This is a genomic window from Mitsuaria sp. BK037 (assembly GCF_014193045.1).
In the GTDB taxonomy this organism is placed as follows: Bacteria; Pseudomonadota; Gammaproteobacteria; order Burkholderiales; family Burkholderiaceae_C; genus Roseateles.
Map to the genome: position 1 here is coordinate 1,019,994 of NZ_JACHYS010000002.1, position 18,498 is coordinate 1,038,491.

The window sequence follows — 18,498 nt, forward strand, 5'->3', positions numbered from 1 at the left end:
GTCAGTGTTCCGTTCCCAGGTAGGCCGCGCGCACCTCGGGGCTGGCCTGCACCTCGGCGGGCGTGCCCTCGATCAGCTTGGTGCCGAACTCCATCACGACGATGCGGTCGGTCAGGCCCATGACGAAGTCCATGTCGTGCTCGACCAGCAGGATGCTCATGCCCTCGGCGCGCAGCTGCCGCAGCACCGCGGCCAGCGCCTGCTTCTCCTTGTGGCGCAGCCCGGCGGCCGGCTCGTCGAGCAGCAGCAGCGACGGGTCGGCGCACAGCGCCCGGGCGATCTCCATCAGCCGCTGCGGCCCCAGCGCCAGGTTGCCGGCCAGCTCGTGCAGGTGGTCCTGCATGCCGATGCGGCGCAGCTGCGATTCGGCCTCGGCGAACAGGCGCCGCTCCTCGGCGCGGTCCAGCCGCAGCATCGCCTTCGCCGTGCCGCTGTGCGAGCGCAGGTAGCCGCCCAGCGCGACGTTCTCCAGCACCGTCATGTCCGCGATCATCTTCACGTGCTGGAAGGTGCGCGAGAGGCCGCGACGCGCGATCTGGCGCGCAGGCAGCCCGGTGATGGATTCGCCGGCGAAACGCAGCTCGCCGCTGGTCGCCGGCAGCACGCCGGAGACCAGGTTGAAGGTCGTGGACTTGCCGGCGCCATTGGGGCCGATCAAGCCCATGATCTCGCCGGCGCGCAGCTCGAAGCTGACGTCGTTCACCGCCACCAGGCCGCCGAACTGCTTGCGCAGCCTGTCGACCCGCAGCAGCACCGAGCCGGCCGGCGGCTTGGGACGCGACGCGAGCGCGGCCGCGCCCTCCCAGTCCCGTTCCCGACGGGCCGCCGGCCACCAGCGCGACAGCAGCCCCTGCAGCGACGGCCACAGCCCCTTGGGCGCGTACTTCAGCATGAGCACCAGCACGATGCCGAGCACGATGATCTCGAAGTTGCCGTTGCTGCCCAGCAGCGCGGGCAGCAGCTCCTTGAGCTGGTCCTCGATGATCTTGAACACCCCGGCGCCCACGAAGGCGCCCCAGACGCTGGACACCCCGCCGACGACGGCCATGAACAGGTATTCGATGCCCATCTTCAGGCCGAAGGGACTGGGGTTCACCGTGCGCTGGACATGCGCGAACAGCCAGCCCGACACCGAGGCCAGCAGCGCCGCGATCAGGAAGATCACGACCTTGTAGCGGAAGGTGGAGACGCCCATGGCCTCGGCCATCACCGTCGCGCCGCCGAGCGCCCGGATCGCCCGCCCGGGCCTCGAGTCCAGCAGGTTGCGCACGGCGATCGCGCCGACGATCGCGAACAGCCAGATCAGGTAGTAGATGGCGCGGCCGTCGGCCAGGCTGATGCCGAAGAGCTCGATGGCCGGCACGCCGAGCAGGCCGTCGTACTTGCCCAGCGACTCCATGTTGGCGATCGAGAAATTCAGGCTCAGCGCCCAGGCGATGGTGGCCAGCGGCAGGTAATGACCGGACATGCGCAGCGTGATCAGCGCCAGCACCAGCGCGATCGCCAGCGTGATCGCCAGGCCCGCGGCCAGGCCCAGCCACGGCGACAGGCCGTAGCGCGCGCTGAGCAGCGCCGTCGTGTACGCCCCCACCCCGACGAAGGCGGCCTGGCCGAAGGACGTCAGGCCGCCGACGCCGGTCAGCAGCACCAGGCCGAGCGCGACCAGCGCGAACATGCCGATGTAGTTCAGCTGCGTGATCCAGAACTCGGGCACCGGCAGCAGCGGCAACACCGCGAGCACCGCCAGCAGCAGCGCCGGCGCGAGGCGGCGCGACCATGGGCGCGCCGCGGCGGGCACGGCGGGCACGGGGGGCGAGGCCTTCATGGCGGCTCGGTCGGAGCTCACGTCAATGCTCTTCATGGTGCGGGTCGCGCCAGCTGCGCCACAGCAGCACCGGCAGGATGGTGGTGAAGACGATGACCTCCTTGAAGGCGCTGGCCCAGAAGGAGCTGAAGGACTCGATCAGGCCGACGAGCAGCGCGCCCAGCGCCGCGCCGGGGTAGCTGGAGAGCCCGGCGAAGACCGCGGCCACGAAGCCCTTCAGGCCGATGAGGAAGCCGCTGTCGTAGAAGATCGTCGTGGTCGGGCTGATCAGGATGCCGGACAGCGCGCCGATGAAGGCCGCCAGCGTGAACGAGAGCCGCCCGGCCGAGGTGCTGGAGATGCCCATCAGCCGCGCGCCGAGCCGGTTCACCGCGGTCGCGCGCAGCGCCTTGCCATAGAGGCTTTTCTCGAAGAACAGCCACAGCGCCACGATCAGCGCGGCCGAGGCCATCACGATGATCAGCGTCTGGCCCGAGAACATCAGCGGCCCGGCCGCGTAGCTCGCGTCCCAGAAGCTGGGGTTGCGCGAGCCCTCCGCGCCGAAGAACACCAGGCCCAGCCCGGTCAGCGCGAAGTGCACGCCGACCGAGACGATCAGCAGCACCAGCACCGAGGCGTCGGCCAGCGACTGGTAGGCCAGGCGGTACAGCAGCCCGCCCATCGGCGTGACCACCGCCAGCGTCAGCAGCGCCTGCGCCACCAGCGGCAGCTTCATCGGCGCGAGCCAGAGCGCGCACAGCCCGATCGCGACGCCGGGCAAGGCGCGCAGCGCGATCGGCGCCAGTTCCGCCGCGAGGCGTCCGGCGCGCGCGGCGGCGATCAGGTCCAGCACCGCCGCCAGCAGCGCCATCGCGATCAGGAAGTGGATCGTCAGCGGCGTGTGGCCGAGTTGCAGTCCCGCCAGCGTCAGCGCGCCGAAAGCGACGAACTCCCCCTGAGGAATGAAGATCACCCGCGTGACCGCGAACACGAGGACCAGGGCCAGTGCCAGCAGCGCGTAGATCGCGCCGTTGGTCACCCCGTCCAGCACCAGGATGCTTGCAATCGCCCCGTCCACCTTGTCTCCTGTCGTGGTGCCGGGCGGGGCCATTGATCGCGCGCCGCCGATGCGTGCCGGCGGCGTCGCGAACGCTCCGAAGGCCATCGCCCGGGGTTGGTCGTTCATGCGACGTGTGGCGACCGACTCTAGCGGGAAGCCCTCGGCGCTCCGTCAGTGGATGCCGCATTGACATTTCGCAATTGATTAATCCGACCGGTCGGTCGAAGTTGAAGCTCGGTGGGACGGTTTGTGCTACGCGCCGCTTCGCTAGACTGCGCCGCCATGCCTCAATACATCCCCGCGCTGGAGATCGACGGACCGCTCGCTCGCGTGACGCTGCGACGGCCGCATGTCGCCAACCGCCTCGAGCTGATCGACCTGCAGACGCTGCAGGCGCACCTGCGCGAGGTCGAGGCCACGACCTCGGTCCGCGTGCTGTTGCTCCGCGCCGAGGGCCGACATTTCTGCAGCGGCTTCAACATCGACGCGGTGCCCGGCGTGGACGCGGGCGCCTTGTTCGAGTCGCTCACCGACGCCTGGGAACAGGCCCGGCCGGTGACGGTCGCGGCCCTTCAGGGCGGCGTCTACGGCGGCGCCACCGACCTCGCGCTGGCCTGCGATTTCCGGCTCGGCGTGCCGCAGTGCGAGATGTTCGTGCCCGCCGCGCGATTGGGGCTGCACTTCTATCGCGGCGGCATGGAGCGGTACGTGAACCGGCTGGGGCTGTCGATGGCCAAGCGGGTGCTGCTGGCCGGCGAGACTCTGGACGCCGACGCGATGCACGCCAGCGGCTTCCTGGATCACCTGCTCGACGACAGCGAGGCGCTCCAGGCGGCGGCGCAGGCCCTGTGCGAGCGGCTCTGCGGTTTCGCGCCGCTGGCGCTCGCCGGCATGAAGCGCCATCTGAACGCGATCGCCAACGGCCGGCTCGACATCGAGGCGCTGCGCGCGGACATCGCGGTGTCGAACGCGTCGGAGGATCTGGCGGAGGGCGTTCGCGCTTGGCAGGAAAAACGCGCGCCCAGGTTCAACGGCCGCTGATCCGCACCCTGAAGGGGGGACGACGGGGGAAATAACGGGGAATGAGGGGGACGGCCGCCGCCGGCGAGGTCAGGCGGTGGTCAGACGGTTTCCAGCTCGTGGCGCCAGGCATGCAGGTGCAGACAAGCCTTCGCGGTGGCGCGGCGCAGGTCGAGTTCCTCGCGTTTGGTCCACACGCGGGCCTGGTCACGCTCTCCCAGCGCGATCACGCCAAAGGTCCTGCCATTGATCTGGCCGCTGACGTCCAGCATCGCGCGCCAGGTGGGCGGCGGCTGCAGGGTGCTCAGGCGGGGATCGGTGCGCGCATCGGCGCAGTTGAAGACGCCTTCGGACAGCAAGGCGTCGAAATAACCGGGATAGGCGCGCTGCTCGCAAACCGGCGGTTGGCGGCTCGGTCCGTCGACCGCATGGGCGCCGAGGCAGCGCAGGCGGTAGGCGCCCGGTTCGCCGTCCAGCAGCCACAGGCTGGCGTGCGAACTGCGGAAGTGGCCGCACAGGGCCTCGCTGATGGCCTGCGCGTAGCGCTCGGCCAGTTCGCCGGCGGTGTCCAGGCCGCTGTCGCGGGCCTCGGTCGCCGGCCATTCCAGTTCCTGACTGGCCGCCCGCATGGCGGCGAACAGCCCCTCGATCCTTTCCATCGTTGCGCTCGCTCCCTCATGTGTCCTTGTCATTGACGCCACGGTGAACGGCGCGGGCGGCATTCTAGGTGTTTTCCCTAAACGCTGCCAAGCCGCCGGGAGGCTGTGTTACCGGCCCATCCGTGCGACGAATGTCTCTTGCAACCGATTCGGGCGACCTTCGCGCGAGGTCATTAGCGATGCCCCGGTACGGGGAGGGTCCGGCTTATAGGAAAATACGGGTTTCGCCGTCCGCCCCTGGGGGGAACTTGGGGTGGTCGGCGCGGCATTTCAAACTCTTATCAGGATCAGGATCAGCGTGGCCAAGGATACGACCAAGACGACCATCGAAGCCGATGGTCTGCGCTATCGCTCTAAAGCTCCCGGCTCGCCCTTCGCGGCGACCTCTTCGTTTGGCGCGGCAACCATGTCGTGCTTCCTTTGCGGCAAGCATCGCCCCCGCGCGCTGCTGAAGTCCCGCAAGCTGCTGGGCAAGTCCCAACCCGTCTGCGCTCCGTCCTGCAAGGAACTGGAAGAGCAGCTGGCAACCAAGAAGTAAGCCCAGGCTTACCGGGCGTCCTCACGACGCCCTGAAGCAGCGTCCACAGACCGCGCGGTAACGGGAGTTGCCGCCGATCTCGACCTGCGCGCCTTCGGTCAGCTTCCGGCCGGCGGTGTCGACGCGCATGTTCATCGTCGCCTTGCGGCCGCAGTCGCAGATGGTCTTCATCTCGTCCATCTCGTCGGCCAGCGCCAGCAGCGCCGCCGAACCGGTGAACAAGGCGCCGCGGAAGTCGGTCCGCAGCCCGTAGCAGATCACGGGCACATGGCGCATGTGCGCAATCTCGTGGAGCGACCAGACCTGGTCCTGCGTGAGGAACTGCGCCTCGTCCAGCAGGATGCAGGCGATGCCCGGCGACTGCGTGATCAGCGCGCGGAAGTCCGTCTCGGCGGTGAACACCTCCGCCACGCGCTGCGGCCCCAGCCGCGAGGTGATGAATCCCTTGCCATAGCGGTCGTCGACCCCGGCGGTGAACAGGCGCACCGCATGGCCGCGCTCCTCGTAGTTGTGCGCCACCTGCAGCAATGCGGTGGACTTGCCGGCATTCATCGCGGCGTAGCGAAAAAACAGTTTGGCCATGGTCCTTGCACGCCCGGTCCCGCCGGGCAGCGGGCGATTGTCGGCGCAATTGCGACCGTTCGTCGGGCGGTGCTTTCACCCCCGGGCAAGCGATGTAGCGGGGCGTCATACGCCCCACCTAATATGGATTGCGAGGGAATCGATGCACCGCCGGGACACGACCCCGCCGGTGCGAACAAGAGCGCCAAGCGAAGCGAGACCATGAGCAAAGACACCAGCACCGCCGTTCGGGAAGACGGCCTGCGCTACGCCTCCAAGCTGGGAGGGTCGCCGTTCCAGGGCAGCGGCCAGACCCGTTCCTGCTTCAAGTGCGGTCGGCACCGTCCTCCGAGCAGCCTGCAGTCCAAGCGCATCCTGGGCCGGACCGAACTGGTCTGCAAGCCCGCCTGCGAACCCAAGACCTGATTCCCCTTCCCGGCGGCCGTCGTCAGGCAGGACGGACGGCCGCCGTCGATCGGCGCGAATTGCCACGCCCGCGCGGCTATGGGCACAATCCCCCTTTTTCCCGAAGGCCGGCCCCGCGCCGCTTGATGCATGTCCTCCAGCACCCCGCCGCAAGGCGAAGTGACCTCCCCCGAAGTCCCGGACCCGAAGGCCCCCGTCGCCGAGACCACTGACGCCGCGCTGACGGCGCCGCAAGCCGACGCCGCGCCCGCCCCGGAAGCGGGAGATGCCGCCGGCGAGGCCAGCCCGCCCGACGCGAGCACCGCGCCGAATCCGGCCAAGCCGGCCGAGGGCGGACGCGTCGACGTCCAGGCGGTCGCCGCCAAGCTGAAGGAGCTCTTCCCGGCCCTGTTCGGCGGCGGTGCGAAGCCGCTGAAGCTGCGGGTCCAGTCCGACATCCAGCAGCGCGCCCCGGGCCAGTTCACGAAGGCCCAGCTGTCGGCCTTCCTGCGCCGCTATACCGGCGGCACCGGCTATCTGATCGCGCTCACGCGGGCCAAGACCCGCTTCGACCTGGACGGCCAGCCCGCCGGCGAGTTGAGCGATGAGCACCGCAACGCCGCCCAGGAAGAGCTGACTCGCCGACGTGGCATCACCGAGGCGCGTCGCGCCGAGGAAGACCGCGGACGCCAGGAACGCGCGCAATTGCTGCGCGACTTCTCGCGCACCACGCTGACGCCGGCCAACTTCTGCGCGCTCAAGGGCCTGACGCAGGAACAGCTCGATGCCCAGCTGAAGCTGGCGCGCGAGGAGGAGGCGCAACAGCCGCCGCGTCAGGAGCGCCATGACCGGCCGCCCAGAGGCCAGGAGCATCGTCGTGGTGGCCCTCGTGGCGAAGGACGACCTGGCGGTCCCGGCCAGGCACCGCGCGGCGATGGACCCCGCCGTGATGGCCGTCCGAACGAAGGCCGCAAGCCACCGCGCCAACCGCGCTGATCGGCTGACCGCGCGCCGACGCGCTCCCCACCATGGTTGTCGACGAGCGCCCGCCGCGCAGTGAACGCGCCGGGCGCCGCGCGCATTGCGATGGCTGCGGCCGACCGTCGGTCGGCTGCTGGTGCGCCTGCGTGCGGCCGGTCGACAACCTCACCCCGCTGCTGATCCTTCAGGACCGCGACGAAGCCGGGCAGGCCAAGGGCACGGCCGGCCTGCTGGCGCGCTGCCTGTCTCGCGTCGAACTGCGTATCGGCGAACGATTCGATCCGCCAGCCTCGACCGCCGGGCTCGTGTTGCTTTATCCGGCGACGCCCGGCAACGCCGCGACCGCGGAACCAGCGCCGGCGCCCCGCGGCGGGGCGCGCCATGGGAATCCGCTCGCTGGTACGCCGCCGCTCACCACCTTGGTTGTCCTGGACGGGACCTGGCGCCGCAGTCGACGGTTGCTTCATGAGAACCCCTGGCTGCAGGCGCTCCCGCGGATGGCGCTCGATGCGCCGCCGCCTTCCCGCTACGCGATCCGGCGCGCGCACGCGGAGTCGCAACGCAGCACGCTCGAGGCCTGCGCCCTCGCGCTGGCACAGCTCGAGGGCGACGAGTCGCGCTACGCGCCCCTCTGGGCCGCCATGGACGCGTTCATCGCCCTTCAGCAGGGTCTGGCTGACCGCGCTCCCTCGGTCGGTGGAGCCGGCGCGCGGTAAGCTGCCCGGCCATGAATCCTTCCTCCCCCGCCAATCCCCCTTCCGAGCCCCGACTCACCTCGCTGTCGCACGGCGGCGGCTGCGGCTGCAAGATCGCGCCCGGTGTGCTCTCGGAAATCCTCCAGGGGACGAGTGCCCTCCCCGTCCCCCGCGAACTGCTCGTCGGGATAGAGACGGCGGATGACGCCGCCGTCTATCGGCTCAACGACGAACAGGCGCTGATCGCCACGACCGACTTCTTCATGCCGATCGTCGACGACCCGCATGACTTCGGCCGCATCGCCGCGACCAACGCGATCAGCGACGTCTATGCCATGGGCGGCAAGCCCATCATGGCGCTGGCCCTGGTCGGCATGCCGGTGGCGGTCCTGAGCACGGCGACCATCGGCAGGATCCTCGAAGGCGGCGCGTCAGTCTGTCGCGAGGCGGGCATCCCGATCGCGGGCGGACACACGATCGATTCGGTCGAACCGATCTATGGCTTGGTGGCTTTGGGACTGGTGCATCCCTCCCGGGTGAAGCGCAACGCGGATGCCCGCGCCGGCGATGTGCTGGTACTGGGCAAGGCACTGGGCGTTGGTGTGATGTCGGCGGCGCTCAAGAAGGGGAAGCTCGACGACGCGGCCTATCAGCGGATGCTCGCGACCACGACCAAGCTGAACACGCCCGGGCCGGAGCTGGCCGCACTCGACGGCGTCCATGCGCTCACCGACGTCACCGGCTTTGGTCTGGCAGGGCACGCCTTGGAGATCGCGCGTGGATCGGGCTGCGCGGTGGAGATCGATTGGCATTCGGTACCGCTGCTCGAAGGCGTGCCATCGCTGGCGAGCGAAGGCTTCGTGACCGGCGCATCGGGCCGCAATTGGGCCGCCTACGGCGCGGAGGTGGCCTTGGCCGGCTCGCTGCCCTCGCAGGCGCAAGCGCTCCTGAGCGATCCGCAGACCAGCGGTGGCCTGCTCGTGTCGTGCGCGCCGGCTGCGGTGGACGCCGTGCTCGCCGTCTTCGCGCGTCACGGGTTCGACGCGGCGGCGGTCATCGGCCGCGTCACGGCATCGGGAGAAGGTCCGAAGTTGCGTGTGGCCTGAGCGGCGCTGAAAAGAACAAAGGGCCCTCACATGAGGGCCCTTGTTCGATTGGTTGCGGGGGCAGGATTTGAACCTACGACCTTTGGGTTATGAGCCCAACGAGCTACCAGACTGCTCCACCCCGCGGCTGTGATGTGCGGTGATCGGCGGGCGCCGATTCACCGTTTGGTTGATCGCATCGCACGCGACCTCTTGGCCTTCGTGTCGATCCGCTCAACAACACTGTCCAAGGACAGCATTCGATGTTCTGGTTGCGGGGGCAGGATTTGAACCTACGACCTTTGGGTTATGAGCCCAACGAGCTACCAGACTGCTCCACCCCGCGATCGAAGAAAGAGAGTGTAGCACGGAATCGACCGTCGTCTCAACTTCTGACGACAGTCTTCGCAAGATTCAAAGGCCGGCCGCCTGCAGCGATTGGAGGAAGCGGTCAGCGTCCTGGAAGCCGATGACTCGCGCGCCAGCCAGTTCCTCCCCCTTGGGGTCGAAAAAGATCGTGCCTGGGGGACCGAACAGCTTGAAGCGCTTGAGCAGTTCGCGGTCTTCGGCGTTGTTCGCCGTGACATCAGCCTTCAGCAACAGCGCGCCGGCGAGCTTCGCCTGCACGCGCGCGTCGGTGAAGGTGAAGCGCTCCATCTCCTTGCAGGACACGCACCAGTCGGCGTAGAAATCCAGCATCACCGGCTTGCCGGCGGTGCGCAGCGCCTCGTCGAGCTCGGCGACGCTCTTGACCTTGTGGAAGTTCACCGCGACCGGCTCTCCCGTGGCGACCGCCGCGGCTGCGCCCTTACCCGCGCCAACGACACCCGCCAAAGGCTTCAGCGTGTCGGTGCCTCCAGCCGCGACGCCAATGAACTGCGACACGCCGAACACCATCGCCGCGACGGCTGCGCTCTTGCGCAGCCACACGCGGGGCGTGTTGGCCTCGGCGCGCTGGAAATGCCCCAGCAGCGCGGCCAGCGCGATCAACAGCGCCCCCCAGAGCAGCTGCGCGACGACCGCAGGCAGCACCGGCTGCACGATCCACAGCGCGACCGACAGCAGCAGCAGCCCGAAGAAATACTTGACCGTTTCCATCCAGGGCCCGGCGCGCGGCAGGAGCGTGCCCGCCGACAGGCCGAGCAGCAGCAGCGGGACGCTCATGCCCCAGGCCAGCGCGAACAGCGCCAGGCCGCCGACCGCCACATTGCCGGTCTGGCTGATGTAGAGCAGCGCGCCGGCCAGCGGCGCCGCGACGCAGGGGCTCACGATCAGCGCGGAGAGTGCGCCCATCACGAAGACGCTGAAGAACTTGCCGGCGGGCAAGCGCTGGGTCGCATCGGACACGCCGCCGGTGAAGCGGCTCGGCAACTGGATCTCGTAGACGCCGAACATCGACAGCGAGAAGCCGATCAGGAGCAGCGCGAACAGCGTCAGCACCCAGGGCTTCTGGAGGTAGGCTGCCAGGCCTCCGCCCGCGAGGCCCGCCGCGACGCCCAGCGCCGTGTACAGCAGCGCCATGCCCAGCGAGTAGCTGAAGGCCAGGAAGAAGCCGCGCGCCCGCGACGGCGTGCCACCTTGGCCGACGATGATCGACGACAGGATGGGGAGCATCGGCAGCACGCACGGCGTCAGCGACAACAGCACGCCGGCCGCGAAGAACGCGCCGATGACCAGCCACAGGCGGCCGGAAGCCAGCACCTCGTCCAGCGGCGAGCTCGAACGAGACGCCGCGGCGCCTGCGACCGCGCCTTCGGCGTTGCCGGTCGCCGCGGCTGCCGGCGTCGACGCCACCGCGTTCGATACGCCGAAACCGCTCAGCGCGTCCGGCGCCGCACCGATCTTCACCCCGCCATCGCCGCCGAAGCCCTTCAGGCCCAGCGTCAGCTCGCTCTTCATCGGCGGATAGCACAAGCCCTTGTCCGCGCAGCCTTGGCCGGTCAGCACCAGCTTCAGCGGCGCCGCCTGCAGCGCCGTCACCGGCACCTTGATGCTCAGCCGGTCGCGGTAGGTCTCGACTTCCTTCTGGAAGGTCTCGTCGAACTTGCGCTTGGGCGTCGGCCAGGCGATGTCGCCCAGCGTCGCGCCCGCCGGTTCCAGCTTGAACTGGTCGCGGTACATGTAATAGCCGGGCGCGATCGTGAAGTTCAGCTGGAACTCGCGATCGCCGGTCAACTGCACGTCGACCTTGAAGGCCTGGTCCGGGTCGAGGAAATCGTCGGCGCGAGCCGGGACGGCCAGCAGCGCCGAGGCCAGGGTCAGCAACAGGACCAGCGCCGGCATCAGGCGTCGCATCAAGGCAAGAGGGGTCATGAACGCGGGACGCGTGCGGCTTCGTGGACCGCGTCGTCGAGAGATCGGAAAGGCGCGAAGCTTAGCGCCAAGCGGCACGGCCTGTCGTTGGACTGGCGCCATGCCCGGTCTGCGCTGCGCGTATCGCGGATACACAAGAAAAAAGGCCAGCATTGCTGCTGGCCTTCATGCGCTTGAGCGGGTCGCTGATTATTCAGCGGCGTCGCCTTCAGCCGCTTCCGGACGATCAACCAGTTCGACGTACGCCATCGGAGCGTTGTCGCCGACACGGAAGCCCATCTTCAGGATGCGGGTGTAGCCGCCCGGACGGGTGGCGAAACGGGGGCCCAGTTCGTTGAACAGCTTGACGACGATGTCGCGGTCACGCAGGCGGTTGAACGCCAGGCGACGGTTGGCGACGGTCGGCTCCTTGGCCAAGGTGATCAGCGGCTCGACGATGCGACGCAGTTCCTTCGCCTTGGGCAGCGTGGTCTTGATCGCTTCGTGTTGCAGCAGCGAGACCGCCATGTTGCGGAACATCGCGGCGCGGTGTTCGCTGGTGCGGTTCAGTTTGCGGAGGCCGTTACGGTGGCGCATGGTGCTTTCCTTTCCTTCAGTTATTGCCGGCAGCCGGATCAGGTACTGCCGGGGGCACCGGACGGGTCTTCAGACCCGCCCTCTTTCAAAAAATCAACGCTTGTCGAGACCTTGGGGCGGCCAGTTCTCGAGACGCGAGCCCAGGGTCAGGCCGCGCGAGGCGAGCACTTCCTTGATCTCGTTGAGCGACTTGCGACCCAGGTTCGGGGTCTTCAGCAGCTCGGTCTCGGTGCGCTGGATCAGGTCACCGATGTAATAGATGTTCTCGGCCTTCAGGCAGTTGGCCGAGCGCACGGTCAGTTCGAGCTCGTCGACCGGACGCAGCAGGATCGGATCGAAGCTGCTGGAACGGGCGGCCGGGGCTTGGTCGAAGACGTCGACCAGATCGGTGCCTTGCAGCTGGGCGAAGACGGCCATCTGCTCGACCAGGATCTTGGCCGAGGCGCGGATCGCTTCTTCCGGGCTGATCGCGCCGTTGGTCTCGATCTCCATGACCAGCTTGTCCAGGTCGGTACGCTGCTCGACGCGGGCGTTCTCGACGGCATAGCTGACGCGCTTGACCGGGCTGAACGAGGCGTCCAGCACGATGCGACCGATGGCCTTGGTCGGCTCGTCGCCATAGCGGCGCATGTTGCCAGGCACGTAGCCGCGGCCCTTCTCGACCTTGATCTGCATGTCCAGCTTGCCGCCTTGCGACAGGTGGGCGATGACGTGCTCGGGGTTGATGATCTCGACGTCGTGCGGGGTCTGGATGTCAGCGGCGGTGACGGGGCCTTCGCCTTCCTTGCGCAGGACCAGCGTCACTTCCTCACGGTTGTGCAGGCGGAACACCACGCCCTTCAGGTTCAGCATGATGTGGACCACATCTTCCTGAACGCCGTCGATGGCGGAGTACTCGTGCAGCACGCCCGCGATCGTCACTTCCGTCGGCGCATAACCCACCATCGAGGACAGCAGCACACGGCGCAGGGCGTTGCCCAGGGTGTGGCCATAGCCGCGTTCGAACGGCTCCAGGATCACCTTGGCGCGATGACCGCCCAGGGGCTCCACAGTGATGGATTTGGGTTTGAGCAGATTCGTTTGCATGAGGTCTTTCTTTCAATACCCTCGGTTCGTTACACCGATAAGGCTGAGGGACCAACCAGGCGCGCCCAATACAGCTGACGACGCCCGGACGAGGAAAAGCCGAGCAGGCCCCTGCGGGGCCGCTCGGCAGGCACGAAAGAATTAACGCGAGTACAACTCAACGATCAGCGATTCGTTGATCTCGGCGCCGAACTCGTCGCGATCCGGCGTCTTCTTGAAGACGCCTTCCATCTTGGTGGCGTCGACGGCCACCCAGGCCGGCAGGCCGATCGACTCGGCCAGCTTCAGGCTGTCGACGATGCGCAGCTGCTTCTTGGCCTTCTCGCGCACGGCGACGACGTCACCGGCCTTCACCAGGTAGGAAGCGATGTTCACGACCTCGCCGTTCACCGTGATGCTCTTGTGCGAGACCAGCTGGCGGGCTTCCGCGCGCGTCGAGCCGAAGCCCATGCGATAGACGACGTTGTCCAGGCGCGATTCCAGCAGGACCAGCAGGTTCACACCGGTCGAGCCCTTGCGGCGCTCGGCTTCGGCGAAGTAGCGGCGGAACTGGCGCTCCAGCACGCCGTACATGCGCTTGACCTTCTGCTTCTCGCGCAGCTGCAGGCCGAAGTCGGAGGTGCGCTGGCCCGAAGTACGGCCGTGCTGGCCGGGCTTGGTGTCGAACTTGGCCTTGTCGCTGATGGCGCGGCGGGCGCTCTTCAGGAACAGGTCGGTGCCTTCACGGCGGGAAAGTTTGGCCTTCGGGCCGAGGTAACGTGCCACTTTGCGTGTCCTTCATCAATCTGACGCGCGCCCGGAGACATTCCAGGCTGCGCGCGAGTCCGGCCAGTGTTTTTGTAGGCTCGGACGGTGGGCTTCAAGAAGTCGAAGACTTCGGCCGAGGGGCGTTTCCACCATCCTCAGCAAAACGGCCGGCTGGCACTGACGCGCCAGCCGGCTGGATCTGATCGAATCAGCGATTATCGCACTGATTGCGACCGCTCTGCGCAAGCGCTTAGATGCGACGACGCTTCTGCGGACGGCAGCCGTTGTGCGGCACCGGCGTCACGTCGGAGATCGAGTTGATGCGGATGCCCAGCGCGGCCAGGGCACGCACCGAGGATTCGCGACCCGGGCCGGGGCCCTTGATCTTGACGTCCAGGTTCTTGATGCCTTGCTCCTGAGCGGCACGGCCGGCCACTTCAGCAGCCACCTGGGCCGCGAAGGGGGTCGACTTGCGCGAGCCCTTGAAGCCCTGGCCGCCCGAGGAGGCCCAGGACAGCGCACCACCTTGACGATCGGTGATCGTGATGATGGTGTTGTTGAACGACGCGTGCACGTGGGCGATGCCGTCGGCAACGTTCTTCCGAACCTTCTTGCGAACGCGCTGGGCAGCCGAGTTATTGGGTGCTTTTGCCATGGTTTGCTTTCTTCAGATGCCGCCGATTACTTCTTGCCGGTCGCCGCCGACTTGCGCGGACCCTTGCGGGTACGGGCGTTCGTGCGGGTACGCTGGCCGCGCACCGGCAGGCCACGGCGATGGCGGAAGCCACGATAGCAACCCAGGTCCATCAGGCGCTTGATGTTGATGGACATCTCGCGACGCAGGTCGCCTTCGATGGTCAGGCGGCCCACTTCCTCACGGATCTTTTCCAGATCGGAGTCGGTCAGGTCCTTGACCTTCTTGTCCAGCGGAATGCCGCAGCTGTTGCAGATCTTCTGCGCGGTCGTACGGCCAATGCCGTAGATCGAGGTCAGACCGATCTCGGTGTGCTTGTGCGGCGGAATGTTGATACCAGCAATACGTGCCATGTGCGTCCTCTAATTCGCTTGCAGTCGTGAGGCCAATCAGCCTTGGCGCTGCTTGTGGCGGGGATCGGTACAGATCACACGCACCACGCCATTACGACGGATGATCTTGCAATTGCGGCACATCTTCTTGACGGATGCCGAAACTTTCATGGTCTGCTCCTTGACCTACTCTGTTCGCTCAATCAGCGTTAATCCGGGGGGTTGCTAAAAAGCTCACTTCGCCCGGAACACGATGCGAGCACGACTCAAATCGTACGGCGTCAATTCCACAGTCACCTTGTCGCCCGGGAGGATTCGGATGTAGTGCATCCGCATCTTCCCGGAAATGTGACCGAGAACGACGTGACCGTTCTCCAGCTTGACTCGGAAGGTTGCATTCGGGAGGTTCTCGAGAATCTCGCCTTGCATCTGAATGACGTCGTCTTTCGCCATACCTTCGATACTTGCCGAATTGGGTCTGAATATTTACCTAGCCTGGTGCATCAGTTGGCCTTGAAGCTGGCCTTCTTCAGCAGGGACTCATACTGCTGGCTCATCACATAGGACTGGACCTGGGCCCAGAAGTCCATCGTGACGACCACGATGATCAACAGCGACGTGCCACCGAAATAGAACGGGACGTTGTACTTCAGCGTCAGGAACTCAGGCAGCAGGCACACGCCGGTGATGTACACCGCCCCGGCCAGCGTCAGCCGGGACAGGATCTTGTCGATGTGCCGAGCCGTCTGGTCACCGGGACGGATCCCGGGGATGAACGCACCGCTCTTCTTCAGGTTGTCTGCGGTCTCACGGCTGTTGAACACCAGCGCCGTGTAGAAGAAGCAGAAGAACACGATCGCAGCCGAATACAGCAGCACATAGATCGGTTGTCCCGGACGCAGCGCATCGGCGATGTCCTTCAGCCAGCGCATGCTGTCGCCAGTCGCGAACCAGCTCACCAGCGTGGTGGGCAGCAAGATGATCGACGACGCGAAGATCGGCGGAATCACACCCGACATGTTCAGCTTCAGCGGCAGATGCGAGCTCTGGCCACCGTAGACCTTGTTCCCGACCTGACGCTTCGCGTAGTTCACCAGGATCTTGCGCTGGCCACGTTCGACGAACACAACCAGGTAAGTCACCGCGGCCACGATCACGATCACGATCAGGCACGAGAACACGCTCATCGCACCGGTACGAACCAGCTCGAGCAGGCCACCGATCGCTCCCGGCAGACCAGCGGCGATGCCGCCGAAGATCAGGATCGAGATGCCGTTGCCCAGACCGCGTTCGGTGATCTGCTCACCCAGCCACATCAGGAACATCGTGCCGGCCACCAGACTGGTCACCGCAGTGATGCGGAACCCGAAGCCCGGGCTCAACACCAGCCCCGGAGAGCTCTCCAGCGCGAACGCGATGCTCAGGCTCTGGAAGATCGCCAAGCCCAGCGTGCCATAGCGCGTGTACTGCGTGATCTTGCGACGCCCCGCCTCGCCTTCCTTCTTCAGCGCTTCCAGGCTCGGCACCACGTAGGTCATGAGCTGCATGACGATCGAGGCCGAGATGTAGGGCATGATGCCCAGCGCGAAGACGGTGAAGCGCGACAACGCACCGCCCGAGAACATGTTGAACAGGCTCAGGATCCCGCCCTGCTGGCCCTTGAACAGCTGCTGAAGCTGCGCCGGATCGATACCGGGCACGGGGATGTGCGCCCCGATGCGGTAAACCACCAGCGCGAGGACCAGGAACACCAGCCGGCGACGCAGGTCGCCGAACTTGCCGCTCTTGGCCAACTGGGATGCGTTGCTTGCCACTGCCGCCTAGTCCTGTGCTTGGCTGATTAAGCGACGGAGCCGCCGGCGGCTTCGATTGCCGCCTTCGCGCCGGCCGTCACGCCCAGACCCTTGATCGACACCTTGCGGGTGATCTCGCCGGACTTGATGACCTTCACCGACTTCGCCAGCTCCGACACCAGGCCGACAGCCTTCAGCGTCAGCAGGTCGATTTCATCGCCGGTCAGCTGGTTCAGTTCCGACAGCGTCACTTCCGCGTTGAACGGACGAGCCAGGGACTTGAAACCACGCTTGGGCAGGCGACGCTGCAGCGGCATCTGGCCGCCTTCGAAGCCGACCTTGTGGAAGCCACCGGCGCGCGACTTCTGACCCTTGTGACCACGGCCGGCGGTCTTACCCAGACCCGAGCCGATGCCACGGCCCACGCGACGCTTGGCGTGCTTGGCACCAGCGGCGGGCTTGATGGTATTGAGTTGCATCTTCTATTCCTCGTCGATGCTGTGCTTACAGCACCTGCACCAGGTAGGCGATCTTGTTGATCATGCCGCGCACCGCGGGCGTGTCTTCCAGCGTCTTCGTGCTGTTCAGCTTGCGAAGACCCAGGCCGACGACCGTCGCGCGATGGTCGGCGCGGCAGCCGATCGGGCTGCGGACCAGCTTGACCGTGAGCGTTTTCTTGTCAGACATCTCGATCTCCTGGCGCTCAGTTGAAGATTTCTTCAACCGTCTTGCCGCGCTTGGCCGCCACTTGGGCGGGCGTGGAGCAGCGCTTGAGCGCGTCCAGCGTGGCACGAACCATGTTGTAGGGGTTGGTCGAACCGTGGCTCTTGGTCACGATGTCGGTCACGCCCATCACTTCGAAGACAGCGCGCATCGGGCCGCCAGCGATCACGCCGGTACCGGCGGGAGCCGGAGCCATGATCACGTGCGCCGCGCCGTGCTCACCCACCACGTTGTGCTGGATGGTGCCGTTCTTCAGGGCGACCTTGATCATGTTGCGGCGGGCCGATTCCATCGCCTTCTGCACGGCGACGGGCACTTCCTTGGCCTTGCCCTTGCCCATGCCGATGCGGCCATCGCCATCACCGACCACGGTCAGCGCAGCGAAGGACAGCGTGCGGCCGCCCTTCACAACCTTCGTGACGCGGTTGACCGCGATCATCTTTTCCTTCAGGCCGTCGTCGTTGCCTTCGGTCTGAGCGCGGGGTTGAAACTTTGCCATTTCCTAATCCTTTGAGCGTCAGAACTGCAGGCCGGCTTCGCGAGCGGCTTCAGCCAGGGCCTTGACACGGCCGTGGTAGGCGAAGCCCGAACGGTCGAAAGCCACCTTCTCGACGCCAGCGGCCTTCGCCTTCTCGGCGATGCGCTTGCCGATCAGGCTCGCGGCGGCCACGTTGCCACCCTTGCCGGACAGCTGCGTGCGCACTTCCTTCTCGGCGGTCGAAGCGGAAGCCAGCACGCGCTGACCGTCTTCGGAGATGACCGAGGCGTAGATGTGCAGGTTCGAGCGGAAGACCGTCAGACGGGCCACGCGCTGCAGGGCGATGCGGGCACGCGTTTGACGCGAACGACGCAGGCGTTGTTCCTTCTTGTTCAGCATGGCGCGGCTCCTTACTTCTTCTTGGTCTCTTTGAGGGAGACCTTCTCGTCGGCGTAACGGATGCCCTTGCCCTTGTAGGGCTCCGGCGGACGGATCGCGCGCACTTCGGCAGCGATCTGGCCGACGACCTGGCGATCCGCACCCTTGATCAGGATTTCCGTCTGGGTCGGGCACTCGACCTTGATACCAGCCGGCATGTCCTTGACCACCGGATGCGAGAAACCGATCTGCAGGTTCAGCTTCTGGCCTTGGGCCTGGGCACGGAAGCCCACGCCAACCAGGTTCAGCTTCTTCTCGAAGCCCTTGCTGACGCCGTTGACCATGTTGTTCAGCAGCGCGCGCATCGTGCCGCTCATCGCATCGGCTTCAGCCGATTCGTTGACCGGGACGAAAGTCAGCTTGCCGCCTTCCAGCTTGACCGTGACCAGCGGATTCGCGGCCACGAACAGGGTGCCCTGGGCACCCTTGACGCTGATCTTCTCAGCGGCGATCGTCGCTTCCACGCCTTGCGGGAGGACGACCGGCATTTTTCCAACGCGGGACATTGTC

Annotated in this window: 24 protein-coding genes and 2 tRNA genes; 6 read left to right on the top strand and 20 right to left on the bottom strand. The window is 66.6% G+C overall.

Annotation, left to right across the window (positions count from 1 at the left end; genetic code table 11):
• Nucleotide 1 precedes the first annotated feature (1 nt).
• The gene (locus FHT37_RS16560; protein WP_183483078.1) at nt 2-1,825 is read right to left on the bottom strand and encodes a branched-chain amino acid ABC transporter ATP-binding protein/permease; all 1,824 of its coding nucleotides are present in this window, start codon (nt 1,823-1,825) and stop codon (nt 2-4) included.
• 22 nt (nt 1,826-1,847) lie between these two features.
• Nucleotides 1,848-2,882, bottom strand: coding sequence for a branched-chain amino acid ABC transporter permease (locus tag FHT37_RS16565; RefSeq protein ID WP_183483080.1), 1,035 nt, complete (start codon nt 2,880-2,882; stop codon nt 1,848-1,850).
• A gap of 264 nt (nt 2,883-3,146) precedes the next feature.
• Between FHT37_RS16565 and FHT37_RS16570 the strand changes: the two genes are divergently transcribed.
• A complete protein-coding gene (locus FHT37_RS16570) occupies nt 3,147-3,905 on the top strand; it encodes an enoyl-CoA hydratase/isomerase family protein (RefSeq protein ID WP_183482954.1) in 759 nt (252 codons plus the stop codon).
• Between the two features lie 80 nt (nt 3,906-3,985).
• Here FHT37_RS16570 and FHT37_RS16575 read toward each other — a convergent pair whose 3' ends face one another.
• The gene (locus tag FHT37_RS16575) at nt 3,986-4,543 is read right to left on the bottom strand and encodes a GAF domain-containing protein (protein ID WP_183482957.1); all 558 of its coding nucleotides are present in this window, start codon (nt 4,541-4,543) and stop codon (nt 3,986-3,988) included.
• Between the two features lie 298 nt (nt 4,544-4,841).
• On the opposite strand from FHT37_RS16575, the gene FHT37_RS16580 reads away from it, so the two are divergent.
• Nucleotides 4,842-5,081: a hypothetical protein gene (locus FHT37_RS16580; protein WP_091728029.1), complete on the top strand. Its 240-nt coding sequence runs from the start codon at nt 4,842-4,844 to the stop codon at nt 5,079-5,081.
• 21 nt (nt 5,082-5,102) lie between these two features.
• Here the strand turns inward: FHT37_RS16580 and FHT37_RS16585 are convergent, their stop codons facing one another.
• Nucleotides 5,103-5,663, bottom strand: coding sequence for a thymidine kinase (locus FHT37_RS16585; protein ID WP_091728031.1), 561 nt, complete (start codon nt 5,661-5,663; stop codon nt 5,103-5,105).
• Between the two features lie 201 nt (nt 5,664-5,864).
• Between FHT37_RS16585 and FHT37_RS16590 the strand changes: the two genes are divergently transcribed.
• From FHT37_RS16590 to selD, 4 genes are all read left to right on the top strand, one after another.
• Complete coding sequence (locus FHT37_RS16590) at nt 5,865-6,068, top strand: hypothetical protein (RefSeq protein ID WP_091728034.1); 204 nt, start codon at nt 5,865-5,867, stop codon at nt 6,066-6,068.
• Nucleotides 6,069-6,197: 129 nt separating this feature from the next.
• Nucleotides 6,198-7,043 carry a ProQ/FINO family protein gene (locus FHT37_RS16595; protein WP_091728037.1) on the top strand — a complete coding sequence of 282 codons (846 nt, stop codon included), beginning with the start codon at nt 6,198-6,200 and terminating at the stop codon, nt 7,041-7,043.
• 32 nt (nt 7,044-7,075) lie between these two features.
• Complete coding sequence (locus tag FHT37_RS16600) at nt 7,076-7,744, top strand: tRNA-uridine aminocarboxypropyltransferase (RefSeq protein ID WP_147241182.1); 669 nt, start codon at nt 7,076-7,078, stop codon at nt 7,742-7,744.
• Nucleotides 7,745-7,755: 11 nt separating this feature from the next.
• Nucleotides 7,756-8,829, top strand: a complete 1,074-nt coding sequence (gene selD / locus FHT37_RS16605; RefSeq protein ID WP_147241183.1) for a selenide, water dikinase SelD — start codon at nt 7,756-7,758, stop codon at nt 8,827-8,829.
• Nucleotides 8,830-8,878: 49 nt separating this feature from the next.
• Here the strand turns inward: selD and FHT37_RS16610 are convergent.
• The 16 genes from FHT37_RS16610 to rplF form a co-directional block, all read right to left on the bottom strand.
• Nucleotides 8,879-8,955: transfer RNA gene (locus FHT37_RS16610), tRNA-Met, on the bottom strand.
• Between the two features lie 122 nt (nt 8,956-9,077).
• Nucleotides 9,078-9,154: transfer RNA gene (locus FHT37_RS16615), tRNA-Met, on the bottom strand.
• A 68-nt stretch (nt 9,155-9,222) separates the two neighbouring features.
• Nucleotides 9,223-11,121: a protein-disulfide reductase DsbD gene (dsbD, locus tag FHT37_RS16620; protein WP_147240225.1), complete on the bottom strand. Its 1,899-nt coding sequence runs from the start codon at nt 11,119-11,121 to the stop codon at nt 9,223-9,225.
• Nucleotides 11,122-11,310: 189 nt separating this feature from the next.
• The gene (gene rplQ, locus FHT37_RS16625; protein WP_091728047.1) at nt 11,311-11,697 is read right to left on the bottom strand and encodes a 50S ribosomal protein L17; all 387 of its coding nucleotides are present in this window, start codon (nt 11,695-11,697) and stop codon (nt 11,311-11,313) included.
• A 93-nt stretch (nt 11,698-11,790) separates the two neighbouring features.
• Complete coding sequence (locus tag FHT37_RS16630) at nt 11,791-12,783, bottom strand: DNA-directed RNA polymerase subunit alpha (RefSeq protein ID WP_067065206.1); 993 nt, start codon at nt 12,781-12,783, stop codon at nt 11,791-11,793.
• A 141-nt stretch (nt 12,784-12,924) separates the two neighbouring features.
• Nucleotides 12,925-13,548, bottom strand: coding sequence for a 30S ribosomal protein S4 (gene rpsD / locus FHT37_RS16635; protein ID WP_091728049.1), 624 nt, complete (start codon nt 13,546-13,548; stop codon nt 12,925-12,927).
• A 232-nt stretch (nt 13,549-13,780) separates the two neighbouring features.
• On the bottom strand, nt 13,781-14,185 hold the full coding sequence (gene rpsK / locus FHT37_RS16640) for a 30S ribosomal protein S11 (protein WP_056194196.1): 405 nt from the start codon (nt 14,183-14,185) through the stop codon (nt 13,781-13,783).
• 26 nt (nt 14,186-14,211) lie between these two features.
• The gene (rpsM, locus tag FHT37_RS16645) at nt 14,212-14,577 is read right to left on the bottom strand and encodes a 30S ribosomal protein S13 (protein ID WP_091728051.1); all 366 of its coding nucleotides are present in this window, start codon (nt 14,575-14,577) and stop codon (nt 14,212-14,214) included.
• A gap of 36 nt (nt 14,578-14,613) precedes the next feature.
• Entirely contained in the window at nt 14,614-14,727 is a 114-nt protein-coding gene (rpmJ, locus tag FHT37_RS16650; RefSeq protein WP_058933616.1) for a 50S ribosomal protein L36, read from the bottom strand.
• A 63-nt stretch (nt 14,728-14,790) separates the two neighbouring features.
• Nucleotides 14,791-15,009 (bottom strand): translation initiation factor IF-1, encoded by a 219-nt coding sequence (infA, locus tag FHT37_RS16655; RefSeq protein WP_009855680.1) that lies wholly within the window; start codon nt 15,007-15,009, stop codon nt 14,791-14,793.
• Between the two features lie 50 nt (nt 15,010-15,059).
• Nucleotides 15,060-16,370: a preprotein translocase subunit SecY gene (gene secY / locus FHT37_RS16660; protein WP_091728053.1), complete on the bottom strand. Its 1,311-nt coding sequence runs from the start codon at nt 16,368-16,370 to the stop codon at nt 15,060-15,062.
• Between the two features lie 26 nt (nt 16,371-16,396).
• Nucleotides 16,397-16,828, bottom strand: a complete 432-nt coding sequence (rplO, locus tag FHT37_RS16665; RefSeq protein WP_091728055.1) for a 50S ribosomal protein L15 — start codon at nt 16,826-16,828, stop codon at nt 16,397-16,399.
• Between the two features lie 25 nt (nt 16,829-16,853).
• Nucleotides 16,854-17,036, bottom strand: a complete 183-nt coding sequence (rpmD, locus tag FHT37_RS16670; protein WP_067065198.1) for a 50S ribosomal protein L30 — start codon at nt 17,034-17,036, stop codon at nt 16,854-16,856.
• Between the two features lie 16 nt (nt 17,037-17,052).
• Nucleotides 17,053-17,571 carry a 30S ribosomal protein S5 gene (gene rpsE, locus FHT37_RS16675; protein WP_091728057.1) on the bottom strand — a complete coding sequence of 173 codons (519 nt, stop codon included), beginning with the start codon at nt 17,569-17,571 and terminating at the stop codon, nt 17,053-17,055.
• 18 nt (nt 17,572-17,589) lie between these two features.
• On the bottom strand, nt 17,590-17,949 hold the full coding sequence (gene rplR, locus FHT37_RS16680; protein WP_067278827.1) for a 50S ribosomal protein L18: 360 nt from the start codon (nt 17,947-17,949) through the stop codon (nt 17,590-17,592).
• Between the two features lie 11 nt (nt 17,950-17,960).
• The gene (gene rplF, locus FHT37_RS16685; protein ID WP_091728059.1) at nt 17,961-18,494 is read right to left on the bottom strand and encodes a 50S ribosomal protein L6; all 534 of its coding nucleotides are present in this window, start codon (nt 18,492-18,494) and stop codon (nt 17,961-17,963) included.
• Between the last annotated feature and the right edge of the window lie 4 nt (nt 18,495-18,498).

What these genes read in the sequence shown, in the direction of transcription:
- FHT37_RS16560 (WP_183483078.1), bottom strand. Translation starts at nt 1,825, where the DNA reads ATGAAGGCCTCGCCCCCCGTGCCCGCCGTGCCCGCCGCGGCGCGCCCA.
- FHT37_RS16570 (WP_183482954.1), top strand. Translation starts at nt 3,147, where the DNA reads ATGCCTCAATACATCCCCGCGCTGGAGATCGACGGACCGCTCGCTCGC.
- FHT37_RS16575 (WP_183482957.1), bottom strand. Translation starts at nt 4,543, where the DNA reads ATGGAAAGGATCGAGGGGCTGTTCGCCGCCATGCGGGCGGCCAGTCAG.
- FHT37_RS16585 (WP_091728031.1), bottom strand. Translation starts at nt 5,663, where the DNA reads ATGGCCAAACTGTTTTTTCGCTACGCCGCGATGAATGCCGGCAAGTCC.
- FHT37_RS16590 (WP_091728034.1), top strand. Translation starts at nt 5,865, where the DNA reads ATGAGCAAAGACACCAGCACCGCCGTTCGGGAAGACGGCCTGCGCTAC.
- FHT37_RS16595 (WP_091728037.1), top strand. Translation starts at nt 6,198, where the DNA reads ATGTCCTCCAGCACCCCGCCGCAAGGCGAAGTGACCTCCCCCGAAGTC.
- FHT37_RS16600 (WP_147241182.1), top strand. Translation starts at nt 7,076, where the DNA reads ATGGTTGTCGACGAGCGCCCGCCGCGCAGTGAACGCGCCGGGCGCCGC.
- selD (WP_147241183.1), top strand. Translation starts at nt 7,756, where the DNA reads ATGAATCCTTCCTCCCCCGCCAATCCCCCTTCCGAGCCCCGACTCACC.
- dsbD (WP_147240225.1), bottom strand. Translation starts at nt 11,121, where the DNA reads ATGACCCCTCTTGCCTTGATGCGACGCCTGATGCCGGCGCTGGTCCTG.
- rplQ (WP_091728047.1), bottom strand. Translation starts at nt 11,697, where the DNA reads ATGCGCCACCGTAACGGCCTCCGCAAACTGAACCGCACCAGCGAACAC.
- FHT37_RS16630 (WP_067065206.1), bottom strand. Translation starts at nt 12,783, where the DNA reads ATGCAAACGAATCTGCTCAAACCCAAATCCATCACTGTGGAGCCCCTG.
- rpsK (WP_056194196.1), bottom strand. Translation starts at nt 14,185, where the DNA reads ATGGCAAAAGCACCCAATAACTCGGCTGCCCAGCGCGTTCGCAAGAAG.
- rpsM (WP_091728051.1), bottom strand. Translation starts at nt 14,577, where the DNA reads ATGGCACGTATTGCTGGTATCAACATTCCGCCGCACAAGCACACCGAG.
- rpmJ (WP_058933616.1), bottom strand. Translation starts at nt 14,727, where the DNA reads ATGAAAGTTTCGGCATCCGTCAAGAAGATGTGCCGCAATTGCAAGATC.
- infA (WP_009855680.1), bottom strand. Translation starts at nt 15,009, where the DNA reads ATGGCGAAAGACGACGTCATTCAGATGCAAGGCGAGATTCTCGAGAAC.
- rplO (WP_091728055.1), bottom strand. Translation starts at nt 16,828, where the DNA reads ATGCAACTCAATACCATCAAGCCCGCCGCTGGTGCCAAGCACGCCAAG.
- rpmD (WP_067065198.1), bottom strand. Translation starts at nt 17,036, where the DNA reads ATGTCTGACAAGAAAACGCTCACGGTCAAGCTGGTCCGCAGCCCGATC.
- rpsE (WP_091728057.1), bottom strand. Translation starts at nt 17,571, where the DNA reads ATGGCAAAGTTTCAACCCCGCGCTCAGACCGAAGGCAACGACGACGGC.
- rplR (WP_067278827.1), bottom strand. Translation starts at nt 17,949, where the DNA reads ATGCTGAACAAGAAGGAACAACGCCTGCGTCGTTCGCGTCAAACGCGT.
- rplF (WP_091728059.1), bottom strand. Translation starts at nt 18,494, where the DNA reads ATGTCCCGCGTTGGAAAAATGCCGGTCGTCCTCCCGCAAGGCGTGGAA.